The organism is Vibrio sp. 10N.286.49.C3 (assembly GCF_041469545.1).
Taxonomy (GTDB): domain Bacteria; phylum Pseudomonadota; class Gammaproteobacteria; order Enterobacterales; family Vibrionaceae; genus Vibrio; species Vibrio tasmaniensis_A.
In genome coordinates, this window is record NZ_JBFRKT010000021.1 from 153,429 (window position 1) to 166,174 (window position 12,746).

Genomic DNA, 12,746 nt, shown 5'->3' on the forward strand with positions numbered 1-12,746 from the left:
GCATGATTTTATTGATAGAGAATGTTGAGTTGCCGAGTGGTAGTTAGAGAGCGCTTGAATGATTGGTATAGGTTGGTTGGCAGAGAGTTATGTTTAGTGTCCCACTGAATAGTTTTGTACATCGTGTGAGTGATAAAAGCCAAGTGATGGCGAATGCGACTGAGTGTGGATGCCAGTTGAAGCGAGTGCGACGTTCACGCAACTGGTTGTTGGTGGCTCAGGATCATCAACTCATTGAATTTAAAACCCTGCTCACTCATGAAAAAGACGGTTGGATAGCAATCGCAATCGACAAAGTACTGCCTAAGCCTGTGGTGTGTTTGGCATCGTTGTTAGCCGCTACGCCCTCGATGACGGTCGCGCAGTTAGTGATGGAATCAGGATGTTCAATGGCAGAAGCAAGGCGTGCTATTGATGAATATGAAGGGTTATAAGCGCAAACGATAAGTGAATAGGTTGGTTTTGAAAAGAGAATCGCGAGCAGCAAAAAGCCCGTAACGATATTATGCTTTTTCAGCGGAATATCGTTACGGGCTTTATTATCTGAGCTTACGGTGAAGCTAGATAAAGAGACCAGTCATTTGATGATTGCTGTTAACGATTAATCTGCTGTTAACAACCGATCTGATGTTAACAATCAATCTTAAGCTATAAGCTAACAATCAGCCTTTGCTAAGTGCTTGCTCTAATTAAGAGTTAGCGACTTTTACACGAATCGTGTTGCTGCCAAGCTTTGACATGTTCAGCTTGTTTAGTGCCGCTTTCGCTTCTTCGTGCTCTGGCATTTCAACAAATGCAAAGCCTTTAGATTCGCCAGTGTTTTGGTCTAAAACTAGGCTGCACTCTTTTACTGAGCCGAACTCAGAAAATAGAACACGGATGTCTTGCTCAGCAGTAGAGCGCGATAGGTTACGAACTAGAAGTTTCATAATAAACCTTGAATATGAATTTACGCCGAGCATTGTCGCACACTTTCATGCTCACCCTCACAAATAATTAGCTCGAATAGCTCTGTTTACCTGTTCGATACTCTCATTAGCCGTTAACCGCGGTTTATCGTGATATCTGATACAAATCCATGCTCAGTGCTGGTTAACGCCTGTTGCAGCATTTGAGCAGCCTCTTGAGCTGTCATAAAGCTTGAAGTATCCATCGCTTTGCCGCTGGTTCCCCAAAACTCTGTCGCCATTCCGCCGGGATAAACCGCAACGATTTTCATCGGGTGACCTTTGAGCTCCAACCTTACCGATTCGATAAAGCCTTTTACTGCCCATTTTGCTGCGCAGTAGGTGGATTCTTCTGCTTTCGCGCCTTGAGCCGCGGTCGACATCACGACCGCAATGGTGACGGGTTGATCTTTGTAACGCTGAACAAGCTCGCGAATCAGAAATATCGAGGACTCGATATTGTTTTTTAGCATGTCACTGATCGCAGCTGGATCTTGTTGTTCTATCTTACCGAAGTATCCACTGCCAGCGCTGTGAACCACCAGTTTTGGTGTTTCTGGCAAGGCATCAAGCAGCTCGCTCACGGAGTGCGGGTCACATAGATCACAGGTTTGGCTAACGGTATCTGCTGGCAGGTTTTTCGCTAATTCAGCTAAACGCTGTGAGCTGCGGCCAGTGATCATTAAGCGCTGACGGCTGTTTGATGCGTTCGCATATTGCTTAGCTAAAGCTGCGCCTAAACCGCTGCTTGATCCGGTGATTAAAATCATGGGGACTCGGGATTGTTGAATTGAATCGAGATAGTAAGGCTTTGAAAGCGTGTTTTCTGAGATCTAAGACCAAGATGCTGAGGCTCATGACTAAGATTGCTCGATAGAATTGAGGTTTGAGAAAGTGATGTAAGCCAAGAAAGAAAAAAGAAGGAGTACTAAAAAGTAAAAACGCCGGCATAGGCCAGCGCTTTTGAAAATCAGATTACTCGTCGTCGAACTGTTTGGTCGTGAATGAGTCTTCGATTCTGTTGAGCTCTTCTTGATCTTTCACGCGCTGTTCTTCTTGGCGAATGACTTTCGCTTCATTGAAGCGTTTCTTTTCCGACTTAGTCAGGAATTTTACAGCTTTCTTGTTGGTCAGTGCGTAAGCAACTACGTCTTCGCCTTTTTCTCTGCGGTCGTTTACACGTTGTGAGAAACGTTCATTGTCGCGAGCTTTACGCTCCGCTGAGGTCAACTTGCTCATGCTTTAAAGCCTTTTCAATTATTCATGGTAGGGAATCTACGCTTAGCGAAACCAATGGGGAAGTGCTCATAATTGGTGGAACTGTGTATCACGTTCGCTCAACTGAGTTTAGCCCATTTGTATGCTGGTGGCGCATCTTAGCACAAAGGCTTGAGCATACAGGTATGCTATTCGAGGGATTAAACAGAACAACCCACAATTTTCTGTTGTGGGTTGAGATTGCATTGTGGGTAGAGATTGTTTGCGGGCTGATATTAAAAGGTGGGCTGAGATTGTCTTTTGGAGTAGAGGTTATCGCTGATGGAGCTAAGAATCAGAAACGGCAGTTAATTAAAGTTTCTCGATATACAAAATCACTTCACCGACTTTAAAGCCAAACTTAGACATCTCGGTTTTATTGAACAGGCGTTTGTCGTCCATCAAGAACATCCAATCATCAAGCACCACTTCATAGGTGCTACCGTCTACTTCGATTTCTAAATCATATTTCCAATAAAGCGCTGAACCTTGGGTCTCTCCATATGCCGTCCCAACGACATCGTTGGCGGTGCCTGTGTAGGTATTGTCACCGGTTTTGATGAGGTTCCAAACGCGAGTTGAACGCTCACCATCAGCAAAGGAGAACCACTCTTTGATTTCTCCGTTGTCTCCGTCCCAAGTAGCGATGAGCTTGGCATCAAAGCGGCGCAGTAAGTTACCAGAGCGGTCGAGTACCATGCCGTATGCCATTAGCTCGCCATTGAAAAAGGTTTCAAGCTTGAGCTCTGGCGTAGTGTCTACGTGGTTTTCTAAACTTGCAGAGCCACAACCCGCTAGCCAAGTGAGTGAAAACAGTGCCAAAGCAAATTTTATTATTGTTGTTTTTGGATTCATTTGTTCAACCCTAATAGTTGTTTGCGTAGACCGGGCTCAGATGTGTTCTCAGATAACCAAATCGCGAGAAAGGCTTCACCAAATTGCTTGTCTTGGATGGTGCCGATGGGTTGCTCATCGAAATAGAAGCGACTTACGTTGTCTTCAGCAACTCGGATAGTCAGCGTGCTGCCTTCCTCAACGTTAGGCCACATTGCGTACAAAGGCTTCAACCAACGTTGGATATTGTTGTTGGAGTAACCAAGTTTGCTCCATTGGTCTTTGGTTGCGTCTACAAGGTCTTCGCTGTCAATTGCTCGGTAGTACTCAAGTTTCAAAGCACGCTCAGAGTTAGAAGGAGTGGTGTAAAACTCTGCAGAATACAAAGTCCAAAACAAGTAACTCATCTCACCTTGGCCACGCTTGTTTAAATCATCGACAGCAGAAGCGTTGGCATTCCCGGTAAAAAGGAGTGCTGCGCAAATGAGGGTTAGGGTGGCTAAGCTAAATAGTCGGTTTCTTGATTGCTCGCTTGTTTGAGTGCGAACGCGACTAACATCGCTCTCAGATTTGAACGCTTGCGTAGGGTTGCGTGGAAAAGCCATAAGTCACCTCGTTGTTGCCATTTTGGGTTGTACTAAGTTGGAGTAAGCGGCCACCAGTAAGGGCAACAAAATCCCCCAACTTATTGCAAGGGCAGCTAACACCGATGCGTCTGGCCAAGTAGTCAGAAGGGCGCCTGCTTTGATGCCTCCCCAATAACTACTAGTACCTGCTACGAACCCTATGACAAACAAGATCACTTTCGAGCATTTTAAAAGCCAATTTAGGCTGTGGTTAAAACTGATTAAAAACATGATCCACAGGCAAACTAGCCACACTGGGAACCAAGATTGATTTGCAATTTCAGAGTCGACGGCAAACACGCCGAAGTGAAGTAAGAGGCTATCAAGCAACAGCCCCAATGGTAATAAAATGAGTATTTTCAGATCGCTACTGCGAGTAGGGGAGAGAAGGAAGTGAACGGCCACAATCAGTGGCGCCACGAACGGGGCTTGCGCGGTAAAGAACGCGCTGCAAACCCAGGTCGCTTGAAACAGAACGAGATTAATAATCCAAAACCGTTTCATCTTTTGCTCCAAAGTAACGAGGTTTTCTAGCAACTAAGTGATGAGTACTGATCACGCGCTCTTTGAATGCACCTTCACAGTAGCAGAAGTAGAAGATCCACAAGCGCTTAAACTCTTCTGAATAGCCGAGAGACTCTAACTCTTCCCAACTGTTTTCAAAGGCAACATTCCAATCATTAAGCGTTCGAGCGTAGTGCAGGCCAATGTCATCAATTTCTTGGACAACAAGGTCTGTACTGGTCGCGAGGTGTTGGGTCATCACTGAGACCGAAGGTAGGCAACCGCCCGGGAAAATGTACTTCTGAATAAAGTCGACGCCTTTGCGATATTTGTCGTAACGACTGTCGGCAATAGTGATCGCTTGAATCAGCATTTTGCCTGATGGTTTCAACAGTGAAGAACATTTCTCAAAGAAGGTCTGTAGATATTCATGTCCGACCGCCTCAATCATCTCGATAGAGACCAACTTGTCATACTCACCAGTGAGGTTGCGATAGTCCTCTTTAAGCAGGGTGATTTTGTCGGTTAAGCCAAGCGCTTTTACTCTCTGTTCTGCAAGCGCGTGTTGGGCATCTGAGATTGTGGTTGTGGTGACATGGCATCCGTAGTGTTGCGCCATGAATATCGCTAAGCCACCCCAGCCGGTACCTATCTCGACCACGCTGTCTTTCTCTGACAACTCTAATCGCTCACAGATGGTTTTCATTTTGTTTTGCTGAGCTTTGGATAGAGTTTCTGCTTCTCCGCTGTAGATAGCGGAAGAGTATTGCATCGAGCTGTCTAAGAAGCGTTCATACAACTCATTGCCAATGTCGTAGTGCGCAAGAATATTACGTTTAGAGCCTTGCTCGGTATTGGCATTCTTACGACGCAATAATAGGTTTTTGATGCGAGAAATCCATTGCGTTTTATCGTCAAGCTCGTCGAGTTGAGATTGATTTCGAGCCATGATTTGAATCACTTTGGTGAGATCTGGGCTTGTCCATTTTCCATCAATGTAGGCCTCAGATGCGCCAATACTGCCGTCAATCACGACATCTCTAAAAAAGGTTGCATCGTGAATCACGATTCTACCTTTCAAGTCTGCTTCTCGATCGCCGAACACCGAATGCTGGTCGCGCTCAATAATCTCAAGCGTCGCGAATTGCAGGCTTTCTAGAACCTTAAAGATTAAAGCTCGATATTTACAGTTGCTTGAAACAGCAACGGCTTTAGCTTGTTGTTCAATGTTGTTGTTTTGTTTGGCAAGCTGTTCCATGTAAACCTCGCTGATAACTCATTCTAATATTTTGTGCCAACTAAGCTGGGTTGTGCCCCTTAGTTGGAGCGAACCCAAGCTTGGGTCGAGTTCTATTATTTAGTTGCTGTGAAGACACTTAAGATGTTGAGTCTGGATGCCCCACAAACGGTACTTTTTTCAGGAATAATTTGAGAGCCTGATAATAAATTCCCATCACGACTTTGATCGTCATCGCCGGAATCTTAAATACCGTTCGTCTAATGTTTGTCTTGGTTACTGACTGTTTCGTCAAGGCCAGTGTCGCATCGAAAAGCTTGTCGTCTCGGCGGCTTTCAATGTGGACCAAGGTGCGTTTCGCTGGTGGCTTAATCTTCCAAAAATAAGTCATATTCAAATCCATGAACGGCGAAACGTGAAACTCTTTCTTAACCTTTAATTCTTGGTGCATGTCGATCAGGTAGTAGTGTCTTTCTCGCCAAGGCGTGTTACTCACTTCAGCCAACATGTACTTACAATCTCCTGTTTCGTCGTAACAGAAGAAACAGTTGATTGGGCTGAAGTAGATACCTAAACAGCGGCACTGAGCCAGCATCGTCACACGGTTTGAATCAGACCAAACCCCACCAAGTTTTTGCACTTTGGAAGCTATACGTTGTTTAAGTGATTTTGGTTCATCCGTGGTGGCATTTTCTTTTTTTTCAGCGAGATAATCCGATTCGACAAAGCGAATCGGGTTGTACCATCGAGTTCCGAACAGCGCACTACGCGCTGTGGTTTGGGGCAGTTCATCAAGATCCAACCCCATCATATACAGCTGATAGCTGAACTCATGTGTGATGTCGCCAAAGCGGCGGTGTCTGACGTTGCCCCAATAGATACCGCTGAGCTCTTCACTCTTTTCGGATGCGATCTCCATTTCGGATGCCAGGGTTTGACTGTTCATAGCGCTGAACTCGTACTCAAATCTAAACCGAAGCGTTTGGTCACATCGAGTGCACTGTGGACGCCATCTTCATGGAAGCCGTTGTACCAGTACGCGCCGGCGAAGTGAGTCTGGTTTTTGCCACAGATCTGTTCGCGCTTGTGCTGAGCCTCTACTGTGTTCGAGTTAAGTACCGGGTGATGATAAACAAAGCTGCGAATGATTTTTTCTGGGTCGATGGCTTCGCTCTGATTCAAGGTGACACAGAAGGTGTCTTGGCTTTCGATGCCTTGCAGAATGTTCATGTTGTAAGTCACACAGGCAGGTCGTTTACTGTCGCCATCCAACATGTAGTTCCAACTTGCCCATGCAAGCTTTCTGTCTGGTAACAATCGGGTATCAGTGTGCAGAACCACTTCATTGCGGCTGTATGGGATCTCGCCTAGAACCTGTTGCTCTTGCTCGGTCGCATCGCCGAGTAAACGTAACGCTTGGTCTGAGTGACAAGCAAATATCACTTCGTCGAAGTCTTGTGTAGCGCCATCTTCAAATTCAATCGTGACGCCCGTTTCTTGACGAGTCACTTGTTTGATCGATGTGTTCAAAGCGACGGATTTGTTCAAGCGTGAAAGGATGATTTCAACGTAAGAGCGCGACCCTTTAGGAATTACATACCATTGTGGACGGTTCGCGATGTCGAGTAGCCCGTGGTTGTAGAAGAATTGAATAAAGAATTTAAGCTCAAATTCTTCCATCTCCTCTAGGCTTGTCGACCAAATTGCTGCGCCCATCGGTAGGATGTAATGCTGGCTGAAAAAGTCGGAAAACTGGTTTTCACGTAGGAAATTGCCCAAGGTAACATCCGGTGTGAACTCGTTACTTTCGAATTGAGCCTTACACAGTTTGTTGAACTTGAGAATGTCTGACACTAAAGACCAGAACTGAGGTTTGAAGATGTTACTCCTCTGCGCGAATAACGAATTGATGCTATGGCCGTTGTATTCGAATTTAGTTGTGGTGTTGTGTACGCTGAAGCTCATTTCGGTCGGTTGCCTTTCAACACCGAGTTGTACGAGTAGCTGATTGAAATTCGGGTAGGTTCGATCGTTGAATACTATGAAACCTGTATCTATCGAAAACGCCGAGCCTTGATGTTCAATATCAACGGTAGCGGTGTGGCCCCCAACATAATCGTTCTTTTCGAATACGGTCACGTCGTGGTGCTTATCTAATATGTGTGCGCAAGTCAGTCCAGAGATGCCTGAACCTATAATGGCGATTTTCTTCATTGTTATACCATCCTTGAAGCGAGTTTTTGCCAAACTGGAGTTGGAAGCATTCTTAGTAATTTCATTATTAATATGAATCGTCTTGGGAAATCGATCTCGCTCTTTCCTTGAGCAATACCATTTACGATTCGTTGAGTGGCTGCCTCGCTACTAATAATCATAGGCATAGCGAAGGAGTTTCGCTCGGTTAATGGTGTTTCAACAAAGCCTGGGTGCACAATTGAGACATGAATGTTGTGCTCGGCGAGATCAACTGAGAGCGTTCGACCTAAGTAGGTGAGAGCAGCCTTTGAAGCGCCATAAGCTTCGGCTCTTGGCAATGGTAGAAAGCTCGCGCTTGAACTGACCAAAACCAAGCGGCCGCCGGGCTTGATGTTTTTTAGCCAAGCTTTAAGGGCGTAGCCAATTGAAATTAGGTTGATGTTGATGACGCGCTCGAACAACTCTGCGTCGAAATTGACAGGATCATCGATGTACTCACAATCACCCGCGTTCAAGATCAGTAGGTCGAGCGGCTTATCTTGGTCGAGTGCTGGGAAATTGTGGTAATCGGTCAGATCAAAACAGAGTGGGTCAATTGACGAGTGCGATAAGTCTGTCTCGTGAGAATCAACTAAGGTTTGCAGTTTGTCTTGATTACGGCCGCAAGCAATCACTTGATGCCCTTGTTGGGCGTAATCTATAGCAAGTGATTGGCCGATACCTGAGGTCGCGCCTGTGATCATAATACGCATTATCGGCTCGCTCTTTTTTTGATGGATTTGATCGCGCAACCCAATACTGGGATGTGCTCGTACAGCATAGAACCCACATCCAGATAATCGCGATGATAAACCACTTGATTGTCCAACATTTTGATATGGCTGTGCCCTTGAACTTCAATCGGCTTTTGCCCATTAAGTTGTTTGTGAGCGAATTGCATCGTCCAATACACCGAAGCTTCGTCGTTCACTTCGAAAGTGTGTTCTATATGAAAGTAACAGCTCGTTACCTGGGTGTAGAGGTTCTCGAAGTAGTGCGTAAGCGCCGAAATACCGCTGACATGATGCAGCGGGTCTTGGAATTCAATATCAGGGTGATAAACTGTCTTAAGCACGTCGAAATTGTCGGTTCCGAGTTCTCGATACATGTTGAGAAAGTTATCAAGCCATAGAGAGTTATCCATAATATTCACTCTAATTATTTGAAGAAGGCTAAGGCTCTCAATCGTGCTTCTTTGTGCTCAACGATGGGTTGCCAGTATTCGCTGTCTATTCCGTTTTTAGCGATAAAGTCATGTGGGAAATGCACATGCTTATCTGGGATATTTTGCAGCTCTGGTATGTACTTACGAATAAAAATTCCTTTTGGATCAAACTTTTCACTCTGAGTGATTGGATTGAAAATTCGGAAGTAAGGTTGAGCATCACAGCCCGTACTTGAAGCCCACTGCCAGCCACCATTGTTGGCACTAAAGTCACCGTCGATCAGGTGTGACATAAAGAAACGTTCGCCCCAACGCCAGTCAATAAGCAGGTGCTTGGTTAGGAAGCTTGCCACCACCATTCTTAGCCTGTTGTGCATCCAGCCCGTTTCAACCAGTTGACGCATTGCTGCATCAACCAATGGATATCCTGTTTTTCCTTCGCACCAAGTTTTAAAGCTAGGATGATCGTGATACCAATCTAAACCATTGTATTTTTGCTGGAAGTTAGCGCCTTTAACCAGTTTAGGATGGTGGAACATCAAATGCTTATAAAAATCTCGCCAAATCAATTCGTTGAGCCAACAAAAGGCCGGTAATTGCGTATCAAATAACAGATCGGGTTGTTGCTGAATCAATTGAATCGCTAACCAACGTGGGCTCACTGCGCCAATTGCTAAATAAGGTGATAGGCCCGATGTTCCTTTAACTGAGGGAATATCTCTCAGACGTGCGTAGTCGTTGACTTTATTGCCTAAGAAATTGGGGATCACATTGCCCAATACATCTTGGCTTAATGGCCAGCGACTTGAATCAACACGAGGAAAGTCGAAATCATAGCCAGCGGAGAGGGTTAAGGCTTGTAAGTCGTCAGGAAGCTGTGTTTGTGAACGTTCAGTCGGCACGACAGGAGCTGGACTGCAGATGATGCCTTTCACCTGAACTTCTTTTAACCAAGCGTTCTTAAAGGGCGTAAAGACTTTGAACATCTCGCCTTGTTTGTTGAGAACGCTACCGAGTGGCAGCATAACGTCACAATCGCTGATCTTGAGGTTTAGGCCGCTTGAAATCAGCTCTTTATCGCGAGCTTGTTCATCGACCTCTGGTTCAGAGTTAGCGTAGACGCACTTGGCATCAAGCTGCTGGCACAAATCGATGAGCTGTTTGGATTGGTCGTCAAAGTCGCTAGCTTTCAGGTGAAGCAACGTTATCCCGAATTCAGCGAGCTGGGAATCGAGTTGTTTTAGATGACGATAGATAAAATCAGCTTTGATTGGCGCAAGATGGTGTTGCTGCCACGTTTGAGGTGTCGAAATGAAAACGGCGGTCGTTACGCCGTTTTCAACTGCCGAGAGGAGCGCTGGGTTATCGTGAATCCGCAGGTCTCGTCTTATCCATAGAATGTCGCTCAATATCCGTATCTCAGTTTAAGTTCTTGTGGGTGCGGGTTTAGGTAAACCTGTGATTCAAGGTACTCGTTTGGGTATTCCATCAAGTAGTGGTTGATCAGTGTTAGTGGAACTAACAGAGGAACTAGCCCTTCTCTGAATGATGAAATCTGATTCGTGAGCTCTTGTTTGTGAGCGCTGCTCAGTTGTTTCTTAAAGTAACCTTGTAAGTGATGCAGAGTATTAGCATGACTGCCGCGGTTTGCATGGTGCATTAGCGCCGTCATCAGACCTTCGATGTACTTTTCAGCCAGCTCATCAATCTCTAAATCGTTACTCGCTAAAAGTTTGCCTAGGCTCTTATAGCCTTCAATGTGGTGACACATTACCAGGTACTTGTGAGCGCTGTGGAATTGAATCAGCTTGTGTTTAGTTACGCCTTCGTCAACAAGGTTGAGCCACTTCTGATAAGTGAAGACACGTGTCATGAAGTTTTCGCGCAAAATAGGGTCATTGAGGCGACCATTCTCTTCAACTGGAAGTAATGGGTTGCCTTCCATCACTTGTTTGGTGAACATGCCTACGCCTGTCGATTCAGAGCCGCGACCGTGGTGGTGGTACACTTTTACTCTTTCCATACCGCAGGTTGGGCTTTTTTGACACACAATGAATCCTGCGATGTGCTGGTTGCTCTTTGAATAGTTTTGTCCAAACTCGATCAGATCATTGGTCACATCACCAGAACCGTCAGGTCTAGAAACGTGAATGATATTGTCTAGCTGACGAACTTGGCGAATGATTGGGCGAGGTGTTGGAAGACCCACTGCCATTTCTGGGCATACTGGTTCTAGTTCAACATAATCTGCAAGGTCATCTGTACAAAAACGAGAGCGTTTGTGACCTGTATCGAAACGTACCTTATGTCCTGCAACACAAGCACTAATGCCTATTTTAATTTTCTTTTCCATTGGCCAACTCCTTTGCTCTTGCTTTGAGCTATTTATTATATTTCAACATTGCTAATCGTACTTACAGAGCCGGGTGTGTTTTAAGTCTCAACAGCGTTGATGTTTTAAGCCAGATGTATTTGACGATATACAGGATAACTTCATGCCATCCTGTATATTTATAGCGTGCAACAGGGTTAATAGATATATTTACCGAGTGGATTGAATAACTGGCTCACACCTTTTGTGAAGTAAAGCGCATCACTTGAAACGGTTAAACACACACAGCCTTCTTTAGTCGCAGGTTGGTGGGTGTGTTCTCCATCTAACCAGATGAAATCGCCTTTGTTGTAGACGCCCATTTCGTCTTCGAAACTGCCTTCTAAAAGAAGCGTGATCTCGAAGCCTTTGTGGGTGTGGCAAGGAACTTGTCCATCTTTGTCGATGTGCAGCAAGCTGGTGTGGTGTGCTTCGTCGTCAAAATCGAGTCGCGCTCGCGAAATTTTGCCTAAGTTCATCCAGTCTTTTCTCGCCACTGAGTTCAACGCGCGAGGAATAGTGAACGTGGTGTCTGCAACCGTAACTTGCTGAACTTCGGGTGTCACTTCGATAGCTTGAGATGAATCAGCAGTGATTTGAGCAATCGTATCAAAATCAAACTCTCCATCATCGGATAGGAACGCGTCCATTTCGCTGTCAGAAAGTTGAAGCCCTGAGGTATCGCTTTCAAAGGCAGATGTATCGCTTTCAAAGACAGTGTCAGCAGCTTGCGCCGTCAGCATGCTCACTTGTTTTTGGCAGTGTGCACAAAGCTCTACATGGCTAGAAACAATCAGAGAAACCGAATCCGCTAGATTGCCATCGACAAAATCTTTCAAGATTGCCGCATTTGGGTGATGTTTAATCATGGTCTTGTTCCCCCATGTGAACTTTTAGTTTGGCGAGTGCGAGTCTTAGACGTGATTTAACAGTTCCAAGCGGGACATCGAGTTGTTGGGCGAGCTGCTCTTGCGATAACTCTTGGAAGTAGACACCTTTCACAATGGTTTTTTGAGCGAGAGGCAACTTTTCGATTTGAGTCATTACATGACGGCTCATTAGATGATCGCCAAACTGAAGCTGATCACTTTGTGATTCGGCTACCATGGCGTCAATTGGCCAAATGTCGTCAGCGATGGTTTGCTCTGCTTTCGCTTTTACCTTTCTTAACATATCAAAGGCGGCGTTCCGCATAACGGTATAAACCCAAGTGGTTGCTGCGCCTTTCTCTTCGTTGTAGAGATGCGCTTTCTTCCAAACGTTGGTCATCGTGTCTTGGACTAGCTCGTTGGCAGCGGCTTCACCGCCCAACTTACTGATGCCAAAACGCTTGATTTTGGGAGCAAAGAATTTAAACAAGCAAGTAAATGCCTGCTTATCTCTGTCTGAACCAACCAAAATCAGCCAGCTTGAGAGCTCTGTAGGTACCTTACTTTCGGTAGGTAGTTTGTTGTCGGGGATAATGACATGCTCCTTGCCGTTCCCTGTTCTTCTGCTTTCCACTTGCATAGTAATCAACCATCATGCGAATTTGATAGACACTACGTGGAGAGTGAGAGTAGGGATCACT

Annotated in this window: 16 protein-coding genes; 1 reads left to right on the forward strand and 15 read right to left on the reverse strand. The window is 45.5% G+C overall.

Features of this window, described 5'->3' with window-relative positions:
• The first annotated feature begins 89 nt into the window (after positions 1-89).
• Positions 90-434, forward strand: coding sequence for a ribosome recycling factor family protein (locus tag AB4180_RS09695; protein WP_017098838.1), 345 nt, complete (start codon positions 90-92; stop codon positions 432-434).
• Between the two features lie 255 nt (positions 435-689).
• Here the strand turns inward: AB4180_RS09695 and AB4180_RS09700 are convergent, their stop codons facing one another.
• From AB4180_RS09700 to AB4180_RS09770, 15 genes are all read right to left on the reverse strand, one after another.
• Complete coding sequence (locus AB4180_RS09700) at positions 690-929, reverse strand: RNA-binding protein (RefSeq protein ID WP_009846076.1); 240 nt, start codon at positions 927-929, stop codon at positions 690-692.
• A gap of 113 nt (positions 930-1,042) precedes the next feature.
• Entirely contained in the window at positions 1,043-1,717 is a 675-nt protein-coding gene (locus AB4180_RS09705) for an SDR family NAD(P)-dependent oxidoreductase (RefSeq protein ID WP_017098839.1), read from the reverse strand.
• 205 nt (positions 1,718-1,922) lie between these two features.
• Positions 1,923-2,186, reverse strand: a complete 264-nt coding sequence (locus AB4180_RS09710; protein ID WP_017098840.1) for a hypothetical protein — start codon at positions 2,184-2,186, stop codon at positions 1,923-1,925.
• A gap of 330 nt (positions 2,187-2,516) precedes the next feature.
• Complete coding sequence (locus tag AB4180_RS09715; protein ID WP_017098841.1) at positions 2,517-3,059, reverse strand: DUF3833 domain-containing protein; 543 nt, start codon at positions 3,057-3,059, stop codon at positions 2,517-2,519.
• The gene (locus tag AB4180_RS09720) at positions 3,056-3,643 is read right to left on the reverse strand and encodes a chalcone isomerase family protein (RefSeq protein ID WP_102248798.1); all 588 of its coding nucleotides are present in this window, start codon (positions 3,641-3,643) and stop codon (positions 3,056-3,058) included. The genes AB4180_RS09715 and AB4180_RS09720 overlap by 4 nt, the downstream gene beginning before the upstream one ends.
• A gap of 3 nt (positions 3,644-3,646) precedes the next feature.
• The gene (locus AB4180_RS09725) at positions 3,647-4,168 is read right to left on the reverse strand and encodes a DUF2878 domain-containing protein (RefSeq protein ID WP_017082959.1); all 522 of its coding nucleotides are present in this window, start codon (positions 4,166-4,168) and stop codon (positions 3,647-3,649) included.
• On the reverse strand, positions 4,146-5,426 hold the full coding sequence (locus AB4180_RS09730) for a cyclopropane-fatty-acyl-phospholipid synthase family protein (RefSeq protein WP_102248799.1): 1,281 nt from the start codon (positions 5,424-5,426) through the stop codon (positions 4,146-4,148). Before AB4180_RS09730 ends, AB4180_RS09725 begins: the two co-directional genes overlap by 23 nt.
• 118 nt (positions 5,427-5,544) lie before the next feature.
• Complete coding sequence (locus tag AB4180_RS09735) at positions 5,545-6,351, reverse strand: DUF1365 domain-containing protein (protein ID WP_102248800.1); 807 nt, start codon at positions 6,349-6,351, stop codon at positions 5,545-5,547.
• Positions 6,348-7,619 carry an NAD(P)/FAD-dependent oxidoreductase gene (locus AB4180_RS09740; RefSeq protein ID WP_102248801.1) on the reverse strand — a complete coding sequence of 424 codons (1,272 nt, stop codon included), beginning with the start codon at positions 7,617-7,619 and terminating at the stop codon, positions 6,348-6,350. Before AB4180_RS09740 ends, AB4180_RS09735 begins: the two co-directional genes overlap by 4 nt.
• A gap of 2 nt (positions 7,620-7,621) precedes the next feature.
• Positions 7,622-8,353 (reverse strand): SDR family NAD(P)-dependent oxidoreductase, encoded by a 732-nt coding sequence (locus AB4180_RS09745; RefSeq protein ID WP_017098847.1) that lies wholly within the window; start codon positions 8,351-8,353, stop codon positions 7,622-7,624.
• Positions 8,353-8,784: a nuclear transport factor 2 family protein gene (locus AB4180_RS09750; protein ID WP_017098848.1), complete on the reverse strand. Its 432-nt coding sequence runs from the start codon at positions 8,782-8,784 to the stop codon at positions 8,353-8,355. The genes AB4180_RS09745 and AB4180_RS09750 overlap by 1 nt, the downstream gene beginning before the upstream one ends.
• 14 nt (positions 8,785-8,798) lie before the next feature.
• A complete protein-coding gene (gene phrB, locus AB4180_RS09755; RefSeq protein WP_102248802.1) occupies positions 8,799-10,214 on the reverse strand; it encodes a deoxyribodipyrimidine photo-lyase in 1,416 nt (471 codons plus the stop codon).
• Positions 10,211-11,158: a DUF1722 domain-containing protein gene (locus AB4180_RS09760; protein WP_102248803.1), complete on the reverse strand. Its 948-nt coding sequence runs from the start codon at positions 11,156-11,158 to the stop codon at positions 10,211-10,213. The genes phrB and AB4180_RS09760 overlap by 4 nt, the downstream gene beginning before the upstream one ends.
• A gap of 176 nt (positions 11,159-11,334) precedes the next feature.
• Entirely contained in the window at positions 11,335-12,045 is a 711-nt protein-coding gene (locus AB4180_RS09765) for a ChrR family anti-sigma-E factor (protein WP_102248804.1), read from the reverse strand.
• The gene (locus AB4180_RS09770; RefSeq protein WP_009846090.1) at positions 12,038-12,685 is read right to left on the reverse strand and encodes a sigma-70 family RNA polymerase sigma factor; all 648 of its coding nucleotides are present in this window, start codon (positions 12,683-12,685) and stop codon (positions 12,038-12,040) included. The genes AB4180_RS09765 and AB4180_RS09770 overlap by 8 nt, the downstream gene beginning before the upstream one ends.
• Positions 12,686-12,746 lie beyond the last annotated feature (61 nt).